The sequence below is a fragment of the Propioniciclava sp. LT294 genome (assembly GCF_059516005.1).
Genome location: NZ_JCAKNG010000006.1, coordinates 129,098 through 153,347 on the forward strand (window position 1 = coordinate 129,098; position 24,250 = coordinate 153,347).

Here is a 24,250-nt window from a genome sequence, read left to right on the forward strand (position 1 = left end):
GTGTCAACCGTCGCCGCTGCCTCCGTTCCCGGGCTGGACGAGTCCACGCTGACCCGGGCCCTCTACTCCACCGACGCCTCGCTGTACCGGGTCGTCCCGCAGGGGGTGGCACACCCGGAGACGTCGGGTGACCTGGAGGCCGTGGTGGACGCCGCGCTCGAGGCCCGGATCCCCCTCACCACCCGCGGCGCAGGGACATCGTGTGCCGGCAACGCCGTCGGGGCGGGCATCGTGGTGGACGTCGCGCGCCACCTGACCGGCATCCACGCCATCGACCCCGCGACACGGACCGCCGTGGTCGACCCCGGGGTCGTCCAGGACGTCCTCTCCCGCGCGGCCCAGGAGGTCGGGCTGCGCTACGGGCCGGACCCCTCCACCTTCACCCGCTGCACCGTGGGCGGGATGATCGGGAACAATGCCTGCGGGCCCCGGGCGCTCGGCTACGGACGCTCGTCCGACAACGTCATCGCCCTCGAGGTCATCACCGGGACCGGCGAGCGGCTCACCCTCGACTCCCGCCAGGACCTCACGAGGTCCGACTCCCCCACCCTGCGCGCCCTCCACGCGCTCGTCATGGCCAACCTCGGGACGATCCGCACCCGCTTCGGCACGTTCACCCGCCAGGTGTCGGGCTACTCGTTGGAGTGGCTGCTCCCGGAGAACGGCTTCGACGTCGCGAAGTTCTTCGCGGGGTCGGAGGGCACGCTGGGGGTCATCACGCGGGCCACCGTCCGCCTCGTCGCGGACGCCCCGTACAAGACCATGCTCGCGCTGGGTTACCCCTCCATGCCCGAGGCCGCCGACGCGATGCCGGCGATCCTGCCGTTCTCCCCCACCGCGGTCGAGGGCATGGACCGTCGCATCGTGGACGTCGTGGCCCGCACCCTCGGGGTGGACGCCGTCCCGCGCCTGCCCGACGGCGACGGCTGGATCTTCGTCGAACTCGTCGGCGACGACCCTGCGGCGCTGGACGAGCGGGCACGGGGGCTGCTCGCGGCGTCCGGCTGCCTCGACGGTGAGGTGGTCGACGATCCGGCCGTCGCGGCCGCGCTCTGGAAGATCCGCTCGGACGGCGCCGGCCTGGCCGGCGTCAGCCTGTCCCGTCCGGCCTACGCGGGCTGGGAGGACTCCGCCGTCCCGCCGAGCGAGCTCGGCAACTACCTGCGCGACCTGGACGCCCTGCTGGCCAAGCACGACCTGGAGGGGCTGCCGTACGGGCACTTCGGTGACGGCTGCGTCCACTGCCGCATCGACTTCCCGCTCACCCAGGTGGCTGACGGCGCCGCCCGTTACCGCGCCTTCGTCGAGGAGGCGGCCGACCTCGCGGCGTCCTACGGCGGTTCCATGTCGGGCGAGCACGGCGACGGACGCGCGCGTTCGGAACTGCTGTCCCGCATGTACTCCCCCGAGGCACTGGAGCTCTTCGCGGCCGTCAAGCACATCTTCGACCCCGACAACCTGCTCAACCCGGGAGTCCTGGTCGACCCGGCCCCGCTGGACGCCGACCTCCGGGCCCCCGCCGTCCGCCGGTCACCGCTGTTCCGCACCCACCGGACGTTCGTCGACGACGTGCACCGCTGCACCGGGGTCGGCAAGTGCGTGGCCTCCACGGGCACGAACGTGATGTGCCCGAGCTGGCAGGCCACGCGCGAGGAGAAGGACTCCACCCGCGGCCGCGCCCGGATCCTGCAGGAGATGGTCAACGGCACGCTGGTCACCGACGGATGGCGTTCGGCCGAGGTCCACGAGGCCCTCGACCTGTGCCTGTCCTGCAAGGGCTGCTCCCGGGACTGCCCCACCGGCACCGACATGGCCGCCTACAAGGCGCGCGTCCAGTACGAGGCGTTCAAGGGACGCCTGCGGCCACGCGACCACTACACGATGGGGTGGCTGCCGATGTGGGGACGCCTGGTCTCCGCCAACCCGGCGCTCCCTCCCCTCATGAACCTGTTCATGCAGACGCCCGGCCTCAGCACGATCGTCAAGGCGGTGGCCGGCATCGACCGGCGCCGAGGCATGCCCCGGTTCGCGCGAGGCTCCAACAAGGAGAGGGCCCGCAAGGAGGTCGCCGGCGTGACCCAGCGCCGTGAGCTGCAGGGCTCGGCGGGCGGCCGGGTCGCCGACAAGGGCGAGGTCGTCCTCTGGGTCGACTCGTTCTCCGACGCCTTCGAGGGTGACCACGTCGTCGCCATGGCCGGGCTCCTCATCGCCAACGGCTGGACCCCCCGCCTGCTCGAGCGCAAGGCCTGCTGCGGCCTGACCTGGATCACCACGGGCCAGTTGGACGGCGCGACCCAGGAGCTCCGCAACGCCACCGACGTGCTTCACCCGTACGTGACGCGGGGGGTGCGGGTCGTCGGGACCGAGCCGTCCTGCATCGCCGTCTGGCGTTCGGACGCCCTGGAGCTGCTCCACGACGACGCCCGGGTTGCCGAGGTGGCCGGGTCGGTGAGGACGCTGGCCGAGTTCCTCGCCGAGGATCCGGACTTCCGCATGCCGGACCTCTCCGGCCACACGGTCGTCGCACAGCCGCACTGCCACGAGGCGTCCGTCATGGGCTGGGCGGCCGAGCAGCGGCTGCTCCAGGCGTCCGGCGCGAAGCTGGTGCGCGTCACCGGCTGCTGCGGACTGGCCGGGAACCACGGCATGATCGACGGCCACTACGACTTCTCGGTCAAGGTGTTCGAGACCAACCTCGGCCCGGCCCTGGCCGCCGCCGGCGAGGATGCGATCGTGCTGGCCGACGGGTTCTCCTGCCGCACGCAGCTGCAGGACCTGCAGAACCGGCAGGCCCTCACGTTCGCCGAACTGGTGGTCGCGCACACCGTCCACGCATGAGCCCGCACGCGAACGCGGTCGCCACCCTGGCCGGCTGGACGGCGCCCTCTCCCAGTCAGGCAGCGCTGGCCCAGGCCTACCTCGCCCTCCTGTCCGCGCGTCCGGACGCCTGCGAGCGCACGTGCGAACCGGGTCACCTCACGGCCTCGGCCGTGGTCCTGAGCCATGACCTCACGTCGGTGGCGTTCGTGTTGCACGGCATCGTGGGGGCGTGGCTGGCGCCCGGCGGGCACGTCGAGGCCACCGACCCCACCCTGGCGGACGCCGCACGCCGGGAGGTACGCGAGGAGTTGGGCCTGGAGGTCGACCTGGACCCCGACCCGGTGACGCTGGACTGCCACCCGATCACGTGCCGCGGCTACGACGAGCCGACCCGGCACCTCGACGTGCGCTTCGCGGCTCGGGCGCACCCGGGGGCGGAACTCGTCCGCTCCGACGAATCGCGTGAGGTCCGCTGGTGGCCCGTCGACGCGCTGCCGGACGACGTCTTCGACGAGGTTCGCGAACTCGTGACGGCGGCGGTCGGCCGCCTGGCGGCCGGCGGGGAATAGAGTTCCGCTCTGGGCCGACCGGCCCCTCGAGGAGGAGCGCCCCCATGTCCGCGTACCTGCACCGCTACCGACTCGACACGTCCGAGCCCACGAAGGCGGCGGTGGCCCGGGACGTCGCCATCCGGGGGGTGCTCCCCGCTTTGGGACTGCTGGCGTGTGTGTGGGCGGTGGGGACGTTCCTCTTCCCCCCGAGCGGATTCGGGGACGAGGCCGTCCTGAGCCGCTCGCTCCAGGCGGGGCGGACGCCGCTGCTCGACCTCCTCGCCCTCACGGTGTCCCACATCGCCGGTGTGGTCGGGGCACCGCTGACGGCGCTCGTCGGGGTGTTCTGGCTGTGGCGCGCGACGAGGCGGTGGTGGTTCGCCCTGGTCCCCCTGCTGTCGGTGACCCTGGAGGCACTCGTGTACCAGACCGCGGCCCTGCTCGTGACGAGGGAGCGGCCCGCCGGCGCCGAGCAGCTCGACTTCGGGCTGCCGGACGCCAGCTACCCCAGCGGCCACGTGGGAGCGGCCGCGTGCCTCGCGACCGTCCTCGTGCTGGTGCTCGCCGCATCCGACCGGCCACGATGGGTGGCACTGCTGGCCGGCGCGCTCGGGGCGGGCTGGACCCTCGCCGTGGCCGTCTCCCGGTTCTACCTGGGCATGCACCACCCCAGTGACGCGATCGCGGGTGCCGTCATCGGCGTGACCTGCGCGTTCCTGGGCTGGGGGGTGCTACGTCGGAACACCTCGGCCGGCGCGTAGCCGTCAGCGCTGCGCCTCGGCCTCGATCGCCTGCACGAACGCCTCGAGCGGCTGCGCACCGTTGATGACCTGGGCCCCCACCACGAAGAAGGGCGTGCCGCTGATGCCCAGCTGCTGCGCCTCCCGCGTGTCGGCCTGGACGGCCTGGGCCAGCGCGGGGTCGTCAAGGGCGGCCTGGAACGCGCTCAGGTCGTCGACACCGGCCGCTGTGGCGAACTCGAGCAGCTTCGACCGGTCGATCTCGAGGTGGCCGCTCTGAGGGGCGTGGCTGAACACCGCCTCCTGGTACTCCCAGAACTTGCCCTGCCGGCTCGCGGCGCGGGCTGCGATGGCAGCGTTCGTGGACTCCTCACCGAAGAGCACGAGGTCGCGGAACTCGATGCGCAGGGTTCCGTCGTCGACGAAGCGCTGCAGCTCGGGGAGCGTGGTCTGGTGCCACCGCGCGCAGAACGGGCACCGGTAGTCCGACCAGTTGGTGAGGACGACCTTGGCGTCCACCCGGCCCAGGGCGAGCGGATCGTCCGCCTGTCGGCGCGGGAGGTCGAGCAGGTACTGCTGCAGCGCGGCGGACGCCGAGGGGTCGGGGGACGGGGCCGCCTGCGTGGGCACAGCGTCGGCCGGCGCCGCTGGCGTGGCCGGCTGTGGGGGCGTGGGGCTGAACTGGGCTCCGAGGAAGAAGGCCAGGGCGACCGAGACGGCCCACATGGCGGCCAGAAGGGCCTTGCGCTGCGACGACATGGCCGTCACGGTAGCTGCTCCCTATACTGGGGGCCGATTCCATCCCAACCTTTCCAAGCAAGGACGGTCCATGCCCGAGTTCGTGTTCACCATGCACAACGTGCGCAAGTCGTTGGGTGAGAAGCTCATCCTCGACAATGTCACGTTGTCGTTCTACGAGGGCGCCAAGATCGGCGTCGTCGGCCCCAACGGCGCCGGCAAGTCGACCATGCTGAAGATCATGGCGGGCCTCGAGAAGCCCAACAACGGCGACGCGATGCTCGGCAAGGGCAAGACGGTCGGCATCCTGCTGCAGGAGCCTCCCCTGACCGAGGGCAAGACGGTCATGGAGAACGTGCAGGAGGCGGTCGCCGGCACGCTGGCCAAGGTCGAGCGCTTCAACGCGATCGGCATGGAGATGGCCGAGCCGGACGCCGACTTCGACGCACTCATGGCCGAGATGGGCACCCTCCAGGAGGAGCTCGACCACCTCAACGCCTGGGACATCGAATCCCAGCTCGAGCAGGCCATGGACGCCCTCCAGTGCCCGCCCGGTGACACCGTCGTCGACGTCCTGTCCGGTGGCGAGCGTCGCCGCGTCGCCATGGTGAAGCTGCTGCTCGCCCAGCCTGACCTGCTGCTGCTGGACGAGCCCACCAACCACTTGGACGCCGAGAGTGTCGCCTGGCTCGAGGGTCACCTCAAGACCTATCCCGGTGCGGTCCTGGCCGTCACCCACGACCGGTACTTCCTCGACAACGTCGCCGAGTGGATCTGCGAGATCGACCGGGGCAAGCTCCACCCCTACGAGGGCAACTACTCCACCTACCTGGAGACCAAGCGCTCGCGCCTCCAGATCGAGGGCAAGAAGGACGCCAAGCGCGCCAAGATCCTCGAGCGCGAGCTGGAGTGGGTGCGGGCCAACCCCAAGGCCCGCCAGGCCAAGAACCGCGCCCGCCTCGCCCGGTACGAGGAGCTCGCGGCCGAGGCCGAGAAGATGCGGCAGATCGACCCGGCCGAGATCAACATCCCGCCGGGCCCGCGCCTGGGTGCGGACGTGCTCGAGGCCATCGACCTCGCCAAGGGCTTCGGCGACCGCGTCCTGATCGACGACCTGTCGTTCACGCTGCCCCGCGCCGGCATCGTCGGCATCATCGGCCCCAACGGCGTCGGCAAGACCACGCTGTTCAAGATGGTGACCGGCTCCGAGGAGCCCGACTCGGGCGAGCTGAAGGTCGGCAAGACGGTCTCGTTCAGCTACGTCGACCAGAACCGCTCCGGCATCGACCCGAAGAAGAACGTCTGGGAGGTCGTCTCCGACGGGCTGGACCACATCAAGGTCGCCAACTTCGAGATGCCGTCGCGCGCCTACGTCGCCTCCTTCGGCTTCAAGGGGCCGGACCAGCAGAAGCTCGCCGGCGTGCTGTCCGGTGGAGAGCGCAACCGCCTGAACCTCGCACTCACCCTGAAGCAGGGCGGCAACGTGCTGCTGCTCGATGAGCCGACCAACGACCTGGACGTCGAGACCCTGCAGTCGCTCGAGGACGCGCTGCTCGACTTCCCCGGCTGCGCCGTCGTGATCTCCCACGACCGCTGGTTCCTGGACCGCGTGGCCACGCACATCCTCGCCTGGGAGGGTGACGACGAGAACCAGGCCAAGTGGTTCTGGTTCGAGGGCAACTTCGCCGACTACGAGGCCAACAAGGTCCAGCGCCTGGGTGCAGACGCCGCCCGTCCGCACGCCTCCAAGCACCGCCGCCTCAAGCGCGACTGAGCGCCGACGATGCAGACGCCCCGGGCAAGCACAGCGCTTGCCCGGGGCGTCTGCATCGGTCGGCCGGCTCAGGCGTCCACCACCGCCCGTCCGGTCTCGTGCACCACGCCGTCGGCGTCGATGACCTCACCGCGGGAGAGCGACGCGTACTCGGCCTCGATGGCAGCCAACCGCGCCGCCTCGTCGTCGGTCAGGTGGCCGGGCTCCTCGGGCTCGGGGCGCGACCGCGTCCGCTCGAAGACGGTCTTGCCGCGCTTCAGGTTGTGCCCGACCCAGTCGGCCTTGATCGAGAACTCCTGCTTCTCATTGCCCTGCTCGTCACGCCACTTGTCGAGGCGCAGCTTGCCCTTGACGACGACCGGGTCGCCCTTGCCGAAGCTGTCCCGGACGTGGACGGCCATCTGCCGCCAGCACGTGACCCGGAACCACATGGTGTTCAGCTCCACCCAGCCCTTCTCCTGACGGTAGCCCGGCGTCACGGCGACGCTGAAGGTGGTGCGCCCTCCGTGGACCGGGTGCTCCCGCCACTCCACGCCGTTGCCGACGTTGCCCTCGATGACGATGTCCGCTTCCATGTCGTGCCCTTTCCTGTGTCGATGTGATGCCGCAGACAATGGGCGGAAGGGGGTACGGTGGTGCAGTTGTTTCCCGGGGCTGTGGAAAAGTGGGCTCCGCTCGCCTTCGGGGCTGTGGACAGAAAGGGAGGCACATCGTGCTGCCGCTCAATCAACTCGATGGGACGTACCATCTCGACGCCGCCCACAGCAGCGTCGCCTTCGTGGCACGCCACGCCGGGATCGCCAAGGTGCGTGGCACGTTCGAGTCCTTCCACGGATGGGCGATGATCGACAGCTCCACCCCCGAGTTCTCAGCCCTGCTCGTGAGTGTCAAGGTCAGCAGCATCAACACCCGCGACGCCAATCGGGACGGGCACCTGTTGAGTCCCGACTTCCTCGACGTCGAGCACTTCCCCGCCATCACCTTCGTCGGAACGGGCTTCCGGATCCTCGACGACATCCACGTCGAGGTCGACGGCGACCTGACCGTCCGGGACGTGACCAAACCGGTGCGCGTGCCCTTCGAGTACGAGGGCGGTTCCAAGGATCCGTTCGGCAACGAGCGCATCGGCTTCAGCGGCTCCGCCACCATCAGCCGCGCTGACTTCGGGCTGACCTGGAACGCCCTGCTCGAGACCGGCGGCGTCCTCGTGGGGGACGCGGTCAAGCTCGAGTTCGAGGTGTCGGCCATCAAGCAGGCCAACGCCCCTCAGTGACCTCAGGCAGCCCGCCGCGCCGCGTCGCGGGCCGCTGCCAGCCGATCGAGCTCGGCCCGCATCGGCTCGACGACCTCCACCGCGGTGACCTCCGCGACGGCGTCCGTCAGGGCCTTGCGCGCCTGCCGCGCCTTGACCCGTGCCCCCGCCTCGACGAACACCCTGCTCAGCAGGGCCAACGCCACGCCACCCACGACGCCCCCGGCGACCAGCAACGTCTGGACCGGCCAGCCCTGCCACGTGACGACCGGCAGGTCGACGGGCATCTGGAGCAGGGCGAGCACCAGCGGCAGCGCCAACCAGACCGCGCCGCCGATGAGTGCCAGGAAGAGGATCCACTGCAGGATCGTCACCACCACCCACCACCCGTGCCCCCGGTCCATGCGCAGGTCGGTCGAGCCGATGGCCCGGTCGAGGCGGTCGGCCAGCAGCTTCTGGTTTCCGCGGACGACGGACTTGATCCGGTCCGCCCAGCCGCGCGGCACCCCCTCGGTCGCGGTGTCCAACAGGCCCCGCAGCGAGGCGTCCAGCCGGGCCCGTTGCACGGAGGTGGCCTGGGGAAGCGACGTGCGGCTCACATCGGTCGGGCCGAGTTCCTTCGGCGACAGCCCGATCCGGAGCCTGCGGAGGGGGTCCGGCTTGAAGCGCTTGACCCAACTGACCATGGGCCAGCCCGTGGCGATCGTGCCACGGTGCCGCCACGCCCTGAGGACGCCCTCGGTGACCACCGGGACGGCCGCAGCCTCCGCCATGGTCTCGTTGAGCCGATCCACGACGCCGGCCGTGAGGCGCGGGATCGGATGGGTCCCCAGCTCGGTCGCCATCAGCTCGGCCTGGCGCGTGACGTCGGCCGAGAAACGCTGGATCTTCATGGCCTTGGCCCGCGCGACCTCCTCGAGCAGGGCTCGCAGTTCCGCGACGCCCTCGCCCGTGAGGGCCGACATCGCCAGCACCCGGGTGTGCCCGAGCCCCTCGGAGTCCAGCAGGCGACGCAGGTCGGCCAAGGCGTCCCGGCGTCCTGACTCGCTGAGCCGGTCGGCCTGGTTGAGGACCACGACCATCACCTCGGCGTGGTCGGCCAGCGGCTTCAGGTACCCGTCGTGGAGGGCCCCGTCGGCGTACTTCTGCGGGTCGACGACCCACACGAGCATGTCCACCAGTTCGACGAGCCGGTCCACCGTGAGGCGGTGGCCGACCTCGGTGGAGTCGTGGTCGGGCAGGTCGAGCAGGACGAGGTCACGCAGCGGGGAGTCCTCCCCCGCAGCCACCAGGTGGCGGCGTCGGACGTCGAGCCAGTCGAGGAGTTCGGTGGGCTGCTCGGTCCCCCACGAGACCGCCATGGCCTCGCTCGTGGTGGGACGGGTCACGCCCGTCGTGGCCAACTGCGTGCCCGAGATGGCGTTGAAGGTCGACGACTTCCCCGAGCCGGTGGCCCCGGCCAGAGCGACGACGGTTTGCTCGCCCGCGATGGAGAGACGATGGCCGGCCCGCTCGACCAGGGTGTCGGCCGCGGCGACAACCTCGTCGGACGCCCGGCCACGAGCGAGGTCGATGGCCTCGTCGAGCGCCTGCAGACGGACGGCGATGCTGGGACCCCTGCGCCTACGGGCCATCACGCACCTCCACCCGGAAGCCCTCGGTCTCGTCACGAGGGTCGAGGACCACGCCGCTGAGGGCCGGTTGCTCACCCGCCGGTGGCAGGCGACGACCGGGGTCGAGTTCGGCACGCCCGACACTGCCCAGGACGGCATCCCCTCCGCGTCGGTCCGCCAGGGCCGCGGTGGCCTCCCGTACGGCGTCCGCGGTCGCACCGTCCACCCCGGTGTCGGCCAACGCCCTCAGGTAGCGGTTGAGTTCCTCGCCCATGAGTGCCTCGATCCGCTCGTCGAGGCGCTGTTTGGCCTGCTTGGCGAGGCGGCGCACGGCGTCCTCCCCGAAGACGGCCTCCAGCAGCCGCTGGGCCAGCAGCGCGGTGCCGCCGGCCACACCGACCTCAGCGCCGGTGATGCCCCCGGTCTGGCTGAACACCACGACCATCAGCGCGACGCCCAGCCCGTTGACCCCCAGGGCGAGGTACCGGGCGGTGTTGCGCTTGGACGCCCCGACCTCGGAGACGATGTCCAGGACGTCGCCCTGCCAGTCGCGGATCGCACGCGACACCGCGGCGCGGAACTCGGGCGAGCTGTGGGACAGGTCCGTTCGCGAGGCGGAGAGCACCTGGCGTCCCGCCGCGTTGGCGGCCCAAGCCGCCTCGGCGCGCTCGGCTGCCGCGTCACCCTCCTCGCGGACGAGCGCCTCCAGGCCCGACTCGACGGCCAGCTTGACCTCGGTGGCGTGCGGCGGCTCGCCCTTGATCGCGGCCACGAGCCTGTCGCGCAGCCGGCCGATCCTCTGCTCCACCGCACGCATGAACTCCCCGGTGCCGACGAAGTCCTGCCAGCGGGCGAGCACCTCACCGCGGAGCAGGGTGCCGTCGGCGGTCTGGACCCCGACCGTCCTGACTGCCTCGGCATAGCTCTTCTCGGCGTCGCTGCGCAGTTGCGCCAGCGCCTCCACCTGCCCATCGACGGCGGTGGCCACGTCCGGTGAACGCGTGACCAACGACCCGATGGCACCGTCGAGGGTCTGCAGGACGACCGCCTGCCGGCTGGCCTGGTCGGACGCCAGCGTCGCGAGCCAGGTGCGGATCGGCGAGACCGCGGCGTCCGGCAGGAGGCCCTCGGCATCGACGGTGGTCTCCGGAACCGCGAACAGCGGCGACCGGGCGAGCCCCCGCTCGGTCATCAGGCGGCCCAGGTGCGAGGGCACCTCCGCCATCGCCGCCGGCGGCACGCGGTCGAGGACCACCGCCACCGCCGCGGCGCGGTCGGCCGCCGCGCGCAGGTACTCCCACGGCACGGCATCCGCGTAGCGGGCGGCCGAGGTCACGAACAGCCACAGGTCGGCCGCGGCCAGCAATTGCGCCGCCAAGGCCCTGTTCTCGGCCACCACCGAGTCGATGTCGGGCGCGTCCAGCAGGGCGAGCCCGGGCGGCAGGGAGGGTTCGGCGACGAGCCGGAGCGTGGCGGTGTCGTGGGACTGGTCGAAGGAGCGCCCGAGCCCCGGCAGGATCCGGTCGGACTGGAAGAACTCGAGGTCGTCGGGGTGGTGGACCAGCACGGGGCTCTTCGTGGTGGGGCGGATGACACCCGGGCGTGAGACCACGCGACCGACGAGCGAATTGACCAGCGTCGACTTGCCGGCACCGGTCGACCCGCCGATGACGGTGAGCAGCGGCGCCTCGAGCGCGGCCAGACGGGGCAGGATGTAATCGTCCAGCTGGGTGACCATGTCACGGGCACTCCTGCCCGCGGCCGCACTGCCGGGGAGGCCCAGCGGGAGACGCACCGACCCCAGGGCGTCGCGCAGGCCGGTCAACGACTCGACCAGTGCCGCTGTGCTCATCCTCACCTATCCTCTCGGTGGTGCCCACCGTGGATCGACCGGTGAGTGATGCGGCGAGCCTAGCGGTACCGAACCCGTTGTCGCAGGCATGTTGCTCCGGCGCCTGAACCGCCGGAGCGGATCGGGGAGGCGCGGCAGCTGGAACCTCTGGACCTTCGGGTCGGTGATCGCGACCGGCCAGAGGCCGTGCGCGCGCTGGAGCAGTTCCCGTTCCCGGCCGTGCCCAGCGGAGTCGACGAGCCCCCGCACGAGGGAATCGCGCACGTGGACCAGTTCACTCATCGTCCGCTGGAGGCCCAGGGTGGCCAGCCAGGCACGCCACCCGTAACTGATCGCGTTGAACAGGCTGTGCCAGCGCGTCCGCTGGCGGCTGAAGGCAGCCGGCGCCTCCGGCGGGAGCCAGCCCATCGATGCGTAGTCGTGCAGGCGGTCACGGTGCCGGTGACCCTCCAGGAGGACCTGGCGCACGATCTGGAACGCGACGCTCAGGGTGACCAGCCAGCCGATGATCGCCATCCAGTTGGCGTCCATACCGGTGCTGGCCAGGAAGTTGAAGACCATGTGGGCCAGCGCAGCGACCAGGTAGCCGGCCACCGGGGCGAGGATCCGGACGGTCTTGCTCGCCGACCGCAGGCCGATGACGAGGGCGATGCCGGCCAACACGGTGAACAGCGGGTGGCCGAAGGCGGTCTTCAGCCCGCGCAACAGCACGATCTCGGCCAGAGCCGCCTCCGGGTCACCGGCCTCGATGGTCGCCGACGAGTACACGATCGCGCGGCTGTAGTACAGGATGTTCTCGGTGAAGGCGAAGCCGGCGCCCGACAGCCCCGCCAGCGCCACCCCCTGGAGGCGTGTGACCAACCGGTGGCGCAGCGCCATCGCGATCAGGAAGAGGATCGTGGCCTTCGTGGCCTCCTCGACGAACGGGGCGACGAACACCGCCGTCCGCGCGCCGGTGGCCGGGTCCCCGTTGCCGACGATGGCCATCTCCTGCCCGGCCCAGGTGTTGACCACCATGGACAGGGACGTGGCCACGCTCCCACCCCAGCCCAGAGCGAGCCACCACAGGGCCGGACGCAGGGGGCGGAAGCGGTCGACCGCCAGGAAGACCACGACCCACGCGACGAGCGTCGGGAGGGCGAGGTGGGCCGAGCGCCGGATCGCGGACGCGTTGAGGCCCGGGATGACGCCGCCCTCGACCGTGGTCTGCTGGATGGACGTCTGATACATCCACGCCAGGCCGGTCGCGTAGATGAGCGTCATGCCGAGCACCAGCCACGTCCACGGGCTGGTGAGGATGCGCCTGGCCCAGTGCTGCCGGGGTCCGTCGTTCTCGACCGGGAGACCGTTGGCGCGGCGTTCGCGCAGGGCGAGGTGGTCGAGACTCATGCGCTCAAGGGTAGTCGCGCCGCCCCGAGGAGCAGGAGGACCGGATCCACATGGCGCCCCCGGCAGGAATCGAACCTGCGCACGACGGATTAGAAGGCCGCTGCTCTATCCCCTGAGCTACGGGGGCCACTCCGACGATTCTACGGGCAGACGCGCCCGTCGGCTCACCGCAGCGCACCACCGCGCGCGTCCAGGAACTTCTTCAGCGTCGCGAGTTCGACCGTCTGCGCGTTCGCGATGGACTGCGCGAGGTCGCGGACGGCTGGGACCGAGGCCCCCTGCAGCGCTGCGTCGGCCATCAGGACGCCACCCTCGTGGTGCGGGATCATCAGCGTCAGGAACCGGCGCTCGGCCTCGACACCGGTCGACGCCTCCAGCGCGTTCAGGTCGGCCTGAGAGGCCAACCCGGTCATCGGCTCGTCGGCGCCATGACCCGCGTGCTCGCCGCCCATCCAGCGCATCGGCGGCTCCTCGGAAGAGAACGGCTCCCCCCACAGCGCGAGCCAGCCCTGCATCTGTCCGGCCTGGTTCTGCTGGGTGAGGACCATGTCCAACGCGATCTTCCTCAGCTCGGGGTCGGTGGCCCGGTCCCCGACCAGGGTCGCCATCAGGACGGCCTGCTGGTGGTGGACGGCCATGTCCCGCGCGAAGCCGACATCGAAATGATTGGGACGTTCGGCCTCGGGGCCGACACTGAGGCGGCCGAACAGGAATGCAGCCAGGGCGAGGGCGACCACCCCGATCGTGAGGGCGACGGTCGCCCCGACGCGCCTGGTCGGGCGTGGCGCCCCGCTCGCGCTCACGAGGGGGTCCCCACGCCACCGAAGCAGGCAGCGCCACGCTCGGGCGTCTGCGGGCCCTGCATGTACCGGGTCAGGAAGGCGGACAGCTGGGCGTCCGAGGAGTCCTGCGCCTGGTACTGGAGTCCCCACGCGCTGGCGACGACCGGCGAGGGCAGGCCGGGCATCGGGCTCAACATCGCGTAGGGCTTGCCACGCACGAGCCCTTGCAGCTTCGCGACCTGGTCGGCCGGCAGCGCCGGGTCGTAGGTGATCCACACTGCGCCGTGCTCCAGTGAGTGGACCGCGGGCTCGATCGGCTGGATGGGCTCGGTGTAGATGCCACAGTTCTGCCAGTAGCCGGCGTGGTCACCGCCCACGGGCGGGGTCTGCGCGTACTGAACCGGGGTCGCCACGTGATTGGCGGACAGCCCCTCGTACGTCTGGACGCCCTCGATCGGCGCGCTCGGGTCGACGCTGCGCGCACCGAGCAGGAACGGCAGGAGGACGGCCGCCAGCAGCGCCAGCACGGGGACTGCCGCCGCCAGGGCTATGCCGACGCGCCAGCGCCTCTCCTTGCGAGCCTGCTCGGCCTGCATCGCCTGCACGCGAGCGGCGCGGTCATGCGCCGCCTTCTTGCTCCTGGCCATTGCGTTGCTCCATTGGTTGCTGTTTCAACGATCTCGTCCAGACTAGCCGGTGAACCTGTGCGAGACCACCAAGGAGTAGGTTCACCTCCCGTGGAGCAGGACCGTCTCAGCCGTGGCCAGTGGCGCACGCTCGCCCTGTCGGTCTACCTGCCCACCACCTTGTCGTTCGTCGGCTTCGGCGCCGTCGTCCCGCTGCTCGCCCTGACGGCCCACGACCTCGGTGCCACCGTGCCCCAGGCCGCGCTGGTGGTGGCGCTGCTCGGCCTGGGCAGCCTGCTCGGTGCGCTGCCCGCCGGCATGGTGGCCCAGCGGTTCGGCGAACGCCGGTCGCTGGTCGGGTCGCTGCTGCTCGACGCCCTGTGCATGCTCACCGCCGCACTCGCGCCCCACGTGTGGGTCCTGGCCGGGGCGGTGTTCGTCCTCGGCCTGTCCGGCGCGGTGCTCATGATCGCCCGGCAATCGTTCCTCACCGTCTTCATCCCCTATCGCCTCCGCGCCCGGGCCCTGTCGACGCTCGGCGGGGTCTTCCGGGTGGGCAACCTGCTCGGCCCCCTGGCCGGTGCCGCCGTCGTGACGGCGTTCGACCTCCGGGCCGCCTACTGGCTGGCCATCGCCACGTCCCTGGCGGCCGCAGCCGCCAGCCTGCTCCTGCCGGACCTGCCGGAGCACGGGGCGACCTCCCCCGCCGAACCCGCGGGGATGGCGTCCGTCCTGCGCGCGCACGCACGCACCTTCCTCACCGTCGGCATGGGCGCCGCCGCCCTCATGCTGGTGCGGGCCTCGCGTGACGCCCTCCTGCCGCTGTGGGCGGCGTCCATCGGCCTGAACGCGGCGCAGACCAGCCTGATCTTCGCGGCCTCCTCAGCGATCGACCTCACGTTGTTCTACGTCGGCGGCTCGATGATGGACCGCCTCGGACGCCGCGCCGTCGCCGTTCCCTCGATGGTCGCCATGTCGGTCTGCTTCAGCCTGTTGCCGCTCACGGCGACCGGGCTCGGCCTGACCGCGGTGGCGGTGGGGCTGGGGCTCGGCAACGGCATCAGCTCGGGCGTCGTGCTGACGCTGGGGTCTGACCACTCCCCCGATGTCGGCCGGACCCACTTCCTCGCCGGCTGGCGACTCACCACGGGCATCGGCCAAGCCGCGGGCCCCTTGGTGATCAGCGCGCTCACCGCGGTGGCTTCCCTGTCGGTGGCGGCATGGGTCGTGGCCGCGATCGGCTTCGCCGGAGGTGCGTGGCTGTGGCACTGGGCCAAGCCACAGGACGGGGTCAGTCGCCGACGGCGTCCCGCCCGCGCTTGACGATCAGCGGGTCGGGTTCCTGGACGACGGAGTCGTCGCGACCCTCGTAGTCGAACTGGGCCAGGAAGGCCCGCATGGCGTTGAGGCGAGCGCGCTTCTTGTCGTTGGACCGGATGGTGAGCCAGGGCGCCCAGTCGGTGTCCGTGCGCTCGAACATGGCTTCCTTCGCCGCCGTGTAGTCCTCCCAGCGGTCGAGGGACTCCAGGTCCATGGGCGAGAGCTTCCAGCGACGGACCGGGTCGATCTGGCGGATGGCGAACCGCGTCCGCTGCTCACGCTGCGTGACGGAGAACCAGAACTTCGTCAGGTGGATGCCCGCGTCGATGATCATGCGCTCGAACTCGGGCGCCTGCCTCATGAAGATCTCGTACAGCTCGTCGCTGACGAATCCCATGACGCGCTCGACGCCGGCCCGGTTGTACCAGGAGCGGTCGAACATGACGATCTCGCCGTAGGTCGGGAAGTGGTTGATGTAGCGCTGGAAGTACCACTGGCCCTGCTCGGTCGTGGTCGGCTTGGTCAAGGCGACCACGCGCGCGGCGCGCGGGTTGAGGTGTTCGGTGAACCGCTTGATCGTGCCACCCTTGCCGGCGGCGTCACGCCCCTCGAACAGGATGATGTGCCGGACGTCGTTGTCCTGGCTCCAGTACTGGAGCTTGAGGAGTTCGACCTGGAGCAGGTACTTCTCGGCCTCGTACGCCTCCCGCGTCATCAACTCGTCGTAGGGGTAGTCCTCACGCCACGTCTCGACCGCCCGACCGCCCGGGTCGATCAGCGCCGGGTCCGGCCCCTCGACGTCCCCCACCGTGTAGCCCTCGTTGACGAGCTTGTCGATGAACTGGCGCAGGTTCTCACGCTGCGCCGGGGCCTCGTCGAGGATGTCCTGGAGGTTGCTGGGGTCCATGGCTCTCCTGGTGGCACGGCGGCGGGAACGCGTCCAGCCTATCGACTCGCGCGCCCTACAGTTGGACCCGTGAATGACCGACTTGTGTGGATCGACTGCGAGATGACGGGCCTCGACCTGGGCACCGACGCCCTCATCGAGGTGGCCGCCCTCGTGACGGACGGGGACCTCAACGTCCTCGGTGAGGGCGTGGACATCGTCATCGCTCCCCCGGCGGCCGCACTGGACTCGATGGGCGACTACGTCCGCACCATGCACACCAACTCGGGGCTGTTGGAGCAACTCGCCACGGGCACCACCCTGGCGGACGCCGAGGCCCAGGTCCTGGCCTACATCCGCGCGTGGGTCCCCGAGCCCCGCAAGGCCCCGCTGGCCGGCAACACCGTCGGCACCGACCGGGCATTCCTGGCCCGCGACATGCCCGAACTCGAGGGCCACCTGCACTACCGCAACGTCGACGTCAGCACCATCAAGGAGTTGTCGCGGCGCTGGTTCTCCAAGGCGTACTTCAATTCACCCGGCAAGTCGGGCAACCACCGGGCCCTGGCCGACATCCAGGAGTCCATCGAGGAACTGCGCTACTACCGCGAGGCCGTGTTCGTGCCCTCCCCCGGCCCCGCCGCCGCCGATCTGCGCGAGATCGCCCGTCGGCACCAGGGTTCACTCACAGGCAACCGGCACCCGCAGGCGCCCGAGACCACGCCGATTCGCGCGGCGAGCACCGACGGGTTATGATGTCCTTCGCTGTTCGCAGCGATGGTGGGTATAGCTCAGCTGGTAGAGCACCTGGTTGTGGTCCAGGATGTCGCGGGTTCGAGTCCCGTTACTCACCCCGGCGGAAACCCGCCCTGACCAGGTCAGGGCGGGTTTTTTGGTGCGCGGGTGGCGACGACCAATCCGCACCGCGGGCGTAAAATGGTCAGTGCCAGGAGCGGCGCCGATTCGTCGGCGCGCGGGCGCCGACCACCGTCCCTGACCGGGTCCCCGGACGGACCGAGGATTGAGTGTGGAGGGAAGCGATCCGCATGAAGAAGTGGACGCGTTGGGAGGACTACGTCGCTGGCGCGGCTGGCCTGTTCGCGGTCCTCGCAGCTCTGATCTGGACGCCCGCGATGGGGGCGTCCCGGGTGCTGATGCTGGTCTTCGGTGCCCTGCTGGTCATCACCGCCGTCATCAACCTGTCCATGCCGGGCACTCCGTGGCTCGAGTATGGCCAACTGGCCGTGGGTCTGTTGTTGTTCCTGTCGCCGTGGATGGGGTCGTACGCCAGCGCGTCGATGTCCGCCACCTCCGCGGCCTGGACCTCATGGGTCGCCGGTCTGGTCGCCACCACGGTGACGGCTGCCGCCATCCGGCCGGCCATGAACGCCCATCACCACCGCATGCAGCCCCAGCACTGAGCTCGGGCCGTCCGTCGAGGGGCCGCGACCTCGTGTCGCGGCCCCTCGTCGGCTCACGGGGACGAGGGGCGGACCGTCGGTGGGGCGGCGGGTAGGGTGAGTGCTCGACGTGGTTCGCACCACGGTGCGCCTCACCGCCCAGGAAGGCATCCCTCCGCATGATCGAACTGCACGGAGTGACCAAGACCTACCCCGACGGCACCGTCGCCGTGGCGGACTTCTCCGCGCAGTTCCCCCCGCACCGCACGACCGTCCTGCTGGGCAGTTCGGGCAGCGGCAAGACCACGATCCTGCGCATGGTGAACCGGATGGTCGAGCCGACGTCCGGCACGATCACGATCGACGGCGAGGACATCGCCGGGCGCGACCCCGTCCACCTGCGCCGCAGCATCGGGTACGTCATGCAGAACGGCGGCCTGCTCCCCCACCGCAGCGTGCTGGACAACATCGCCACGGTGCCCCTGCTGAACGGTGCCCCCAAGCGGGACGCCCATGCGCGCGCCCGAGAGCTCATGGCGCTGGTCGGCCTGGAGGAGCATCTCGGACGCCGCTACCCCAGCCAGCTCTCGGGTGGCCAGCAGCAGCGCGTCGGCGTCGCCCGGGGGCTCGCGGCCGATCCGAACATCCTGCTGATGGACGAGCCGTTCGGCGCCGTGGACCCACTGGTCCGCCGCGAACTGCAGGACGAACTGCTCCGCATCCAGTCGACGCTGGGCAAGACGATCGTGTTCGTCACCCACGACGTGGACGAGGCCCTGCGCCTGGGTGACCAGATCATCCTGCTCGCCCAGCACGGGAGGGTCGCCCAGCGCGGCACCGGCCCCGAACTCCTCGCCCGGCCGGCCGATGGCTTCGTCTCCGACTTCTTGGGCCTGAACCGGGGCGACCGCGACCTCACCGAACACCACGGGGTCCTGGTCGACATGCACGGCCGCGCCGCCGGGGTCCTGCGCCGATGAACTGGCTCGCCACCAACCTCGACGTCGTACTCGACCGCGCCCTCAGCCACCTCGCCCTGGCGATCCCCCCCATCCTCGTGAGCTTCCTCCTGGCCGTCCCCATCGGCTGGCTGGCCAACCGGGTCGGTTGGCTGCGCGGCCCCCTGCTCACCGGGGCGGGCCTGTTCTACGCCGTCCCCTCCCTGCCCCTGTTCGTGGTGCTGCCGGTCATCATCGGCACCGGGATCCGGGATCCGCTCAACATCACCGTCGCGCTCACGCTGTACGGCCTCGCCCTCATGGTGCCGGTCACGGCGGACGCGCTGCGCCAGGTCGACGCTCGCGTCCTGGACGCGGCGGACGCCGTGGGACACACCCCGCTGCGGCGTTTCCTGGGCGTCGACCTGCCACTCGCCGGGCCGGCCCTGCTGGCGGGCCTGCGCGTGGTGGCCGTGAGCACGGTGTCGCTGGTGACCGTGGGTGCCGTCCTCGGCGTCCCGAGCCTGGGCCTGTTGTTCACCGACGGGTTCCAGCGCGGCATCATCGCGTCGGTGCTGACCGGCATCATCGCGACCGTCGTGCTGGCGCTGGCGATCGATGCGCTGCTGGTGCTGGCCGGCGGTGTCCTGCTGCCCTGGACCCGCCGGGGCGAGGCCTCCCGGTTCCCGTCGATGCCGGCGCCGAAGGGGGCCGGCGCATGAACCACCTGCTGGACGCCATCGCCTGGATCGCCGACCCCGCCCGCTGGCCGGGGCACGACGGCATCGCCACCCGGCTGGTGGAACACCTCGGCTACTCGGTCGTCGGCGTCCTCATCGCCTGCCTGATCGGCCTTCCCGTCGGCTGGTGGGTGGGCCACACCCGGCGTGGCCGGGGCCTGGCCGTCGGGCTCTCGGGTGCCGCCCGGGCCCTGCCGACACTCGGCCTGGTCACGCTCCTGGGCGTCCTGCTCGGCATCGGGCTGGTCGGGCCCATGGTCGCGTTCGTCGTCCTCGCCCTGCCCTCGGTGCTGGCCGGCGCGTACTCCGGCCTCGAGGCTGTCGACCCGCTGGCGGTGGACGGCGCGCGGGCGTCCGGCATGACCGGCCTGCAGGTGCTCACCCGCGTCGAGATCCCGCTCGGCCTGCCCCTGCTGGTGGGCGGCGTCCGCTCGGCCTTCCTGCAGGTCATCGCCACCGCCACGCTGGCGGCCTATGTCGGGGCCGGCGGGCTCGGCCGCTACCTGTTCCTCGGCCTCAAGACCCAGGACTACCCCCAGATGCTCGCGGCGTCGCTGCTCGTCGTGGCGCTGGCCCTCGCCTGCGACCTCCTGTTCGCCCTCCTGCAACGTCTCGCCACGCCCACGGGCCTGCGACCCTGACCCCCGTCCCGTTCCCACGAAAGGAAGCACCATGACCGCCATCTCCCGCCGCCGCCTCGGCGCACTCATCGCCCTCGCCGGAGCCGGCACCCTGGTCGGCTGCGCCCGCTCCAACCCGCTGGGTGGCGCGGCCCCGACCGCCGCGCCGGGCACCGCCGGGGCGTCCGCGCCGGCCGCCAGGGCCACGCTCGTCGTGGGGTCGCAGCAGTACTACTCCAACGAGATCATCGCCGAGCTCTACGCCCAAGCCCTCGAGAACGCGGGCTTCACCGTCGATCGGCAGTTCCAGATCGGCCAGCGCGAGGTCTACCTGCCCGAGATCGAGGCGGCGACGATCGACGTCCTGCCCGAGTACTCCGGCAACCTGCTGCAGTACTACGACAAGACCGCCGAGGTGACCGACGCCGCCAGCGTCACCAGCGCTCTCGCGGGCGTCCTGCCGAAGGGCCTCCGCGTGCTGGCCGCCGCCGAGGCGTCCGACCAGGACTCCTACACGGTCACCCAGGCCTTCGCCGAGCAGTACGGACTCACCTCGATCGGCGACCTGACCAAGGCGCCCCAGCCGGTGAGGCTGGCCGCCAACGCCGAGTTCGCGACACGTCCCTACGGACCCACGGGCGCCAAGGAGACCTACGGGGTGGACATCCAGCTGGTCCCCGTGGAGGACTCGGGCGGACCACTGACCGCGCGCGCCCTGTCCGACGGCACCGTCCAGGTCGCCGACCTGTACACCGCCGACCCGACCATCGCGAAGCAGGGGTTCGTCATCCTCGAGGATCCCGAGGGCCTGATCCTGCCGCAGAACGTCGTCCCCCTCGTCTCGGCCAAGGTCGACGCCGCGGCGGCCGCCGCCATCGAGGCCGTGAACGCCAAGCTGACCGTCACCGAACTCCAGGCCCTCAACGCACGCAGCATCGACGAGCAGGCCCGCTCGGCCGACATCGCCGCCGACTGGCTGGTCGCCCAGGGCCTGGCCTGACGCGGAGGATCCACCGGACGTGCGCGGCGCGGAGGTGCACGGGGTATTCCCCGGCGGTGCGGCACAATGGTCGGGTGCCGAATGACCTGAGCAGGCGAGCCGCGCCCGTCCGACGCCCCGTGTCCGACCGGATCAGGTTGGGTGCCGCCACCGCCCTGGGGGATGCCGCAGCCCTCGCCTCGCGCGTGCTCGGCAAGGGCTCGGGGGCCTCGATCCGCGGGCAGGTGCTCACCCGGGTGCATCCGGGCGCGTTCGGGTCGCTGGTCCAGGGGCGCCGTATCGCGTCGGTCACCGGCACCAACGGCAAGACCACGACCTCACACCTGCTCGCGGCGGCGATCCGCACCGGGTTGGGCGCCGACGCGGGCCGGCTCGTCACGAACGCGGACGGCGCCAACCTGCACTACGGCATCGCGTCGGCCCTGTCCCAGGCGCCACACGCCGACCTGGCGGTGCTGGAGACCGACGAGCGTGTGGTCGCCGACCTCATCGCGGCAGGTCGCCCCGAGGTCTTGGTGATGCTGAACTTCAGCCGCGACCAGCTCGACCGGAACCACGAGATCAAGTTCTTGGCCCGCTCCTGGCGCGAGGCCCTGGCCAGGGCGGGCGAGGCCGGCCCTGTGGTCGTGGCCAACTCGGACGATCCGCTCATCACCTGGGCCGTCCAGGAGGCCCGGCGCGTGATCTGGGTGGACACGCCCTCGAAGTGGTCCGGCGACGCGGCCCTGTGCCCCGCCTGCGGCACGATCCTCACCCGTGTGGACCCGAACCCCGACGAGCCCCAGGGCCGCTGGGACTGCCCGGGCTGCGACCTCACCGAACACGCCCCCGACTACCAGGTGCGCGACGGCCGCATCGCCCTGCCCGACGGGCGCGTCGTCGACCCCCAGCTCAGGGTGCCCGGCTCGTTCAACGTCTCCAACGCCGCCGCCGCACTCGCGGCCGCGGTCGAACTCGGCGTCACCGTCGAGGACGCGCTCGTCGGATTCCGGACGGTCGAGGCCCCTGCGGGCCGCTTCGCGACCGCCCACTTCGGGGGCACCTCCGCCCGCCTGATGCTGAGCAAGAACCCGGCCGGATGGGCGGAGTCCCTCCCCCTGCTGACCACGCCGACCGTCGTCCTGGCGATCGACGCCGTGGCCGCTGACGGCAAGGACCTCTCATGGCTGTGGGACGTGGACTTCGAACAACTCGTGGGCAAGCACGTCGTGTGCACCGGTCCGCGCGCCCACGACCTCGCCGTCCGGCTCGCCTATGCCGAGGTGTCGCACGAGGTGGTCCTCGACCTCGCCGAGGCGCTGGCGTCCGTCCGTGACCAGCCACAGCCGGTCGACCTCATCTCGACCTACACCCCGTTCCAGAAGCTCCTCAAGATGGCAGGCCTGCGATGACCCAACACCTCGACCAGGCGACCGATCCCGTGAAGATCGTGGTCGTCTACCAGTCCCTGCTGGGCATCTACGGCGACCAGGGCAACAGCCGCGTGCTGGCCCAGCGCCTCCAGTGGCGCGGCATCCCGGCCGAGGTCGTGTTCGCCGAGCCCGGCACCCCGCTCCCGGACGACGGCGCCATCTACCTGCTGGGTGGCGGCGAGGACGCCGCCCAGACCACCGCGGTGCGCGAACTGAAGGCGGATGCCGGGTTGTTCCGGGCGCTGGACGCCGGCGCCGTCCTGTTCGCCGTGTGCGCGGGCTACCAGATCTGCGGGCACACCTTCACGACGGGCGAGAACGAGGAGGTCCGCGAGGGACTCGGCCTGCTGGACGTCACCACCCGTCGCGGCCCCAGGCGCGCCGTGGGCGAGGTCCTGACCCGCTGGACGAAGCCGGACGGCGGCGAGTACGTCCTGACCGGCTTCGAGAACCACGGTGGCTACACCACGCTCGGTCCGGACGCCACGCCCCTGGCCCGCGTCGAGGTCGGCCTCGGCAACAACGGGGACGGCACCGAGGGCGCGATGTCGGCGTCCCGGCGGGTCATCGGCACCTACCCGCACGGGCCGGTCCTCGCCCGCAACCCCGAGCTGGCCGACTGGTTGCTGGAGCTGGCACTGGGGCGTCCGCTCGAGCCGCTGGCCCGCGCCCGGGACGAGCACGAGGGCCTGCGGAAGGAACGGATGGCGTTCGTCCGCCGCTGACATCCCGGGACGGCAACCGCCGATTTCACAATCGGGACGGGATGGGTCTATAGTCATTCCTCGCGCGCACCGCTAGCTCAACTGGCAGAGCAGCTGACTCTTAATCAGCGGGTTCAGGGTTCGAGTCCCTGGCGGTGTACCAAACAAGGAGCCCGTCCCACATCTGTGGGACGGGCTCCTCGCTTGTTTGGGATCGTTACTTGACGCCGCCCGCGGTGAGGCCGGCCACGATACGGCGCTGGAAGAACAGCACCAGCGCGATGAGCGGGATCGTCATGATCACGCCGGCGGCCATGATGGTCCCCCACGGGGTGTCATAGCCGTACTGCCCGGTGAACTTCGACACCGCGACCGTGGTGGTGTACATGTCGGCCCGGGTCACGAACGTGTTCGCGATCATGAACTCGTTCCACACCGCGATGAACGTGATGATCGCAGTGGTGAAGACGCCCGGGGCAGCCAGCGGGAGGATCACCTTGCGGAACGCCTGGGCGGGCGTGCACCCGTCCACCATCGCCGCCTGCTCCAACTCGACGGGCAACTGACGGAAGAACGCCGTGAGGTTCCACACGCAGAGCGGGAGGCCGAACGAGAGCGACGGGATGATGAGCGCCTGGTAGGTGTTCATCCAGTTGATCGGGACGGCGGGGTAGGCGCCGGTGAACAGCTTGAACAGCGGGATCAGCAGCGTGATACCCGGGAACATCGAACAGGCGATGATGATCGCCAGCACGACGCCCTTCAACCGGAAGCGGAGCCGGGCCAGCGCGTAGGCGGCCAGGATGCCGAACACCAGCGTCAGCAGTGTCGTCACCGAGGAGACGACGATCGAGTTGATGATCGCGGCGGTGAACTGGTTGCGCGGGTCGAAGACGCCGACGTAGTTCTCCACCGAAACCGGGCTCGGGATGAAGTCCGTGCTGCGGCCCATGCTGGGCAGGCGCAACGAGGAGACGACCATCCAGTAGAAGGGCAGCAGGCAGTACAGGATGATGAACCCCATGCCGACGAGGCCACCGATGAGAACGACGGTGTCCTTGGTGCTGCGCTTGGCACGGGCGAGTTCCTGCAC

General features: G+C 70.8%; 23 protein-coding genes and 3 tRNA genes. 16 read left to right on the forward strand and 10 right to left on the reverse strand.

From position 1 onward, the window contains the following. The 3 genes from AC5YDA_RS09735 to AC5YDA_RS09745 are packed head-to-tail and all read left to right on the forward strand — an operon-like array spanning position 1 to position 4,132. Positions 1-2,838, forward strand: a complete 2,838-nt coding sequence (locus AC5YDA_RS09735) for an FAD-binding and (Fe-S)-binding domain-containing protein (protein WP_496189180.1) — start codon at positions 1-3, stop codon at positions 2,836-2,838. Continuing rightward, entirely contained in the window at positions 2,835-3,389 is a 555-nt protein-coding gene (locus AC5YDA_RS09740; protein ID WP_496189181.1) for an NUDIX hydrolase, read from the forward strand. The genes AC5YDA_RS09735 and AC5YDA_RS09740 overlap by 4 nt, the downstream gene beginning before the upstream one ends. Before the next feature lie 44 nt (positions 3,390-3,433). After that, complete coding sequence (locus tag AC5YDA_RS09745) at positions 3,434-4,132, forward strand: phosphatase PAP2 family protein (RefSeq protein ID WP_496189182.1); 699 nt, start codon at positions 3,434-3,436, stop codon at positions 4,130-4,132. 3 nt (positions 4,133-4,135) lie between these two features. On the opposite strand, the gene AC5YDA_RS09750 is transcribed toward AC5YDA_RS09745, so the two are convergent. Further along, entirely contained in the window at positions 4,136-4,870 is a 735-nt protein-coding gene (locus AC5YDA_RS09750; RefSeq protein WP_496189183.1) for a DsbA family protein, read from the reverse strand. 70 nt (positions 4,871-4,940) lie between these two features. Here AC5YDA_RS09750 and ettA point away from each other — a divergent pair, with 70 nt between their 5' ends. Then, the gene (gene ettA / locus AC5YDA_RS09755) at positions 4,941-6,623 is read left to right on the forward strand and encodes an energy-dependent translational throttle protein EttA (RefSeq protein ID WP_496189184.1); all 1,683 of its coding nucleotides are present in this window, start codon (positions 4,941-4,943) and stop codon (positions 6,621-6,623) included. A gap of 68 nt (positions 6,624-6,691) precedes the next feature. Here the strand turns inward: ettA and AC5YDA_RS09760 are convergent, their stop codons facing one another. Continuing rightward, on the reverse strand, positions 6,692-7,198 hold the full coding sequence (locus tag AC5YDA_RS09760) for a single-stranded DNA-binding protein (RefSeq protein WP_496189185.1): 507 nt from the start codon (positions 7,196-7,198) through the stop codon (positions 6,692-6,694). 137 nt (positions 7,199-7,335) lie between these two features. Between AC5YDA_RS09760 and AC5YDA_RS09765 the strand changes: the two genes are divergently transcribed. Next, positions 7,336-7,896 (forward strand): YceI family protein, encoded by a 561-nt coding sequence (locus tag AC5YDA_RS09765; protein WP_496189186.1) that lies wholly within the window; start codon positions 7,336-7,338, stop codon positions 7,894-7,896. A gap of 2 nt (positions 7,897-7,898) precedes the next feature. Here AC5YDA_RS09765 and AC5YDA_RS09770 read toward each other — a convergent pair whose 3' ends face one another. From AC5YDA_RS09770 to AC5YDA_RS09795, 6 genes are all read right to left on the reverse strand, one after another. Further along, on the reverse strand, positions 7,899-9,509 hold the full coding sequence (locus AC5YDA_RS09770; RefSeq protein ID WP_496189187.1) for a GTPase: 1,611 nt from the start codon (positions 9,507-9,509) through the stop codon (positions 7,899-7,901). Then, positions 9,499-11,340, reverse strand: a complete 1,842-nt coding sequence (locus AC5YDA_RS09775) for a GTPase domain-containing protein (protein ID WP_496189188.1) — start codon at positions 11,338-11,340, stop codon at positions 9,499-9,501. The genes AC5YDA_RS09770 and AC5YDA_RS09775 overlap by 11 nt, the downstream gene beginning before the upstream one ends. A gap of 6 nt (positions 11,341-11,346) precedes the next feature. After that, positions 11,347-12,729, reverse strand: coding sequence for a PrsW family intramembrane metalloprotease (locus tag AC5YDA_RS09780; protein ID WP_496189189.1), 1,383 nt, complete (start codon positions 12,727-12,729; stop codon positions 11,347-11,349). A gap of 51 nt (positions 12,730-12,780) precedes the next feature. Next, positions 12,781-12,856: transfer RNA gene (locus AC5YDA_RS09785), tRNA-Arg, on the reverse strand. Positions 12,857-12,893: 37 nt separating this feature from the next. Next, a complete protein-coding gene (locus AC5YDA_RS09790) occupies positions 12,894-13,532 on the reverse strand; it encodes a DUF305 domain-containing protein (RefSeq protein ID WP_496189190.1) in 639 nt (212 codons plus the stop codon). Next, entirely contained in the window at positions 13,529-14,158 is a 630-nt protein-coding gene (locus tag AC5YDA_RS09795; protein WP_496189191.1) for a thioredoxin-like domain-containing protein, read from the reverse strand. The genes AC5YDA_RS09790 and AC5YDA_RS09795 overlap by 4 nt, the downstream gene beginning before the upstream one ends. Positions 14,159-14,248: 90 nt before the next feature. Between AC5YDA_RS09795 and AC5YDA_RS09800 the strand changes: the two genes are divergently transcribed. Beyond that, complete coding sequence (locus AC5YDA_RS09800; protein ID WP_496189192.1) at positions 14,249-15,460, forward strand: MFS transporter; 1,212 nt, start codon at positions 14,249-14,251, stop codon at positions 15,458-15,460. On the opposite strand, the gene ppk2 is transcribed toward AC5YDA_RS09800, so the two are convergent. After that, positions 15,429-16,364, reverse strand: a complete 936-nt coding sequence (ppk2, locus tag AC5YDA_RS09805) for a polyphosphate kinase 2 (RefSeq protein ID WP_496189193.1) — start codon at positions 16,362-16,364, stop codon at positions 15,429-15,431. The two genes, AC5YDA_RS09800 and ppk2, sit on opposite strands and share 32 nt — an antisense overlap. Positions 16,365-16,433: 69 nt before the next feature. Between ppk2 and orn the strand changes: the two genes are divergently transcribed. The 10 genes from orn to AC5YDA_RS09855 all read left to right on the forward strand — a co-directional run bounded on the left by orn (position 16,434) and on the right by AC5YDA_RS09855 (position 23,320). Beyond that, positions 16,434-17,099 (forward strand): oligoribonuclease, encoded by a 666-nt coding sequence (orn, locus tag AC5YDA_RS09810; protein ID WP_496189194.1) that lies wholly within the window; start codon positions 16,434-16,436, stop codon positions 17,097-17,099. Positions 17,100-17,123: 24 nt separating this feature from the next. Further along, positions 17,124-17,196: transfer RNA gene (locus AC5YDA_RS09815), tRNA-His, on the forward strand. Between the two features lie 193 nt (positions 17,197-17,389). Further along, entirely contained in the window at positions 17,390-17,764 is a 375-nt protein-coding gene (locus AC5YDA_RS09820) for an SPW repeat domain-containing protein (RefSeq protein WP_496189195.1), read from the forward strand. Between the two features lie 158 nt (positions 17,765-17,922). Continuing rightward, positions 17,923-18,723 (forward strand): ABC transporter ATP-binding protein, encoded by an 801-nt coding sequence (locus AC5YDA_RS09825; RefSeq protein WP_496189196.1) that lies wholly within the window; start codon positions 17,923-17,925, stop codon positions 18,721-18,723. Next, positions 18,720-19,403 carry an ABC transporter permease gene (locus tag AC5YDA_RS09830; protein WP_496189197.1) on the forward strand — a complete coding sequence of 228 codons (684 nt, stop codon included), beginning with the start codon at positions 18,720-18,722 and terminating at the stop codon, positions 19,401-19,403. The genes AC5YDA_RS09825 and AC5YDA_RS09830 overlap by 4 nt, the downstream gene beginning before the upstream one ends. Next, on the forward strand, positions 19,400-20,062 hold the full coding sequence (locus AC5YDA_RS09835) for an ABC transporter permease (RefSeq protein ID WP_496189198.1): 663 nt from the start codon (positions 19,400-19,402) through the stop codon (positions 20,060-20,062). The genes AC5YDA_RS09830 and AC5YDA_RS09835 overlap by 4 nt, the downstream gene beginning before the upstream one ends. A gap of 31 nt (positions 20,063-20,093) precedes the next feature. Then, positions 20,094-21,041: an ABC transporter substrate-binding protein gene (locus AC5YDA_RS09840; protein WP_496189199.1), complete on the forward strand. Its 948-nt coding sequence runs from the start codon at positions 20,094-20,096 to the stop codon at positions 21,039-21,041. Positions 21,042-21,265: 224 nt separating this feature from the next. Then, positions 21,266-22,432: a MurT ligase domain-containing protein gene (locus tag AC5YDA_RS09845; protein WP_496189281.1), complete on the forward strand. Its 1,167-nt coding sequence runs from the start codon at positions 21,266-21,268 to the stop codon at positions 22,430-22,432. Beyond that, positions 22,429-23,178 carry a type 1 glutamine amidotransferase gene (locus AC5YDA_RS09850; protein WP_496189200.1) on the forward strand — a complete coding sequence of 250 codons (750 nt, stop codon included), beginning with the start codon at positions 22,429-22,431 and terminating at the stop codon, positions 23,176-23,178. Before AC5YDA_RS09845 ends, AC5YDA_RS09850 begins: the two co-directional genes overlap by 4 nt. A 66-nt stretch (positions 23,179-23,244) precedes the next feature. Then, a tRNA-Lys gene (locus tag AC5YDA_RS09855) sits at positions 23,245-23,320 on the forward strand. Positions 23,321-23,374: 54 nt separating this feature from the next. Here the strand turns inward: AC5YDA_RS09855 and AC5YDA_RS09860 are convergent. Further along, positions 23,375-24,181: a carbohydrate ABC transporter permease gene (locus AC5YDA_RS09860; RefSeq protein WP_496189282.1), complete on the reverse strand. Its 807-nt coding sequence runs from the start codon at positions 24,179-24,181 to the stop codon at positions 23,375-23,377. Positions 24,182-24,250: the final 69 nt, after the last annotated feature.

Bases quoted from the DNA above. Each gene is read 5' to 3' on its own strand.
- AC5YDA_RS09740 (WP_496189181.1), top strand. From the start codon at position 2,835: ATGAGCCCGCACGCGAACGCGGTCGCCACCCTGGCCGGCTGGACGGCG.
- ppk2 (WP_496189193.1), bottom strand. From the start codon at position 16,364: ATGGACCCCAGCAACCTCCAGGACATCCTCGACGAGGCCCCGGCGCAG.
- AC5YDA_RS09760 (WP_496189185.1), bottom strand. From the start codon at position 7,198: ATGGAAGCGGACATCGTCATCGAGGGCAACGTCGGCAACGGCGTGGAG.
- AC5YDA_RS09775 (WP_496189188.1), bottom strand. From the start codon at position 11,340: ATGAGCACAGCGGCACTGGTCGAGTCGTTGACCGGCCTGCGCGACGCC.
- AC5YDA_RS09780 (WP_496189189.1), bottom strand. From the start codon at position 12,729: ATGAGTCTCGACCACCTCGCCCTGCGCGAACGCCGCGCCAACGGTCTC.
- AC5YDA_RS09750 (WP_496189183.1), bottom strand. From the start codon at position 4,870: ATGTCGTCGCAGCGCAAGGCCCTTCTGGCCGCCATGTGGGCCGTCTCG.
- AC5YDA_RS09835 (WP_496189198.1), top strand. From the start codon at position 19,400: ATGAACCACCTGCTGGACGCCATCGCCTGGATCGCCGACCCCGCCCGC.
- AC5YDA_RS09840 (WP_496189199.1), top strand. From the start codon at position 20,094: ATGACCGCCATCTCCCGCCGCCGCCTCGGCGCACTCATCGCCCTCGCC.
- AC5YDA_RS09770 (WP_496189187.1), bottom strand. From the start codon at position 9,509: ATGGCCCGTAGGCGCAGGGGTCCCAGCATCGCCGTCCGTCTGCAGGCG.
- AC5YDA_RS09820 (WP_496189195.1), top strand. From the start codon at position 17,390: ATGAAGAAGTGGACGCGTTGGGAGGACTACGTCGCTGGCGCGGCTGGC.
- AC5YDA_RS09830 (WP_496189197.1), top strand. From the start codon at position 18,720: ATGAACTGGCTCGCCACCAACCTCGACGTCGTACTCGACCGCGCCCTC.
- AC5YDA_RS09795 (WP_496189191.1), bottom strand. From the start codon at position 14,158: ATGGCCAGGAGCAAGAAGGCGGCGCATGACCGCGCCGCTCGCGTGCAG.
- AC5YDA_RS09745 (WP_496189182.1), top strand. From the start codon at position 3,434: ATGTCCGCGTACCTGCACCGCTACCGACTCGACACGTCCGAGCCCACG.
- AC5YDA_RS09860 (WP_496189282.1), bottom strand. From the start codon at position 24,181: ATGGGGTTCATCATCCTGTACTGCCTGCTGCCCTTCTACTGGATGGTC.
- ettA (WP_496189184.1), top strand. From the start codon at position 4,941: ATGCCCGAGTTCGTGTTCACCATGCACAACGTGCGCAAGTCGTTGGGT.
- AC5YDA_RS09850 (WP_496189200.1), top strand. From the start codon at position 22,429: ATGACCCAACACCTCGACCAGGCGACCGATCCCGTGAAGATCGTGGTC.
- AC5YDA_RS09825 (WP_496189196.1), top strand. From the start codon at position 17,923: ATGATCGAACTGCACGGAGTGACCAAGACCTACCCCGACGGCACCGTC.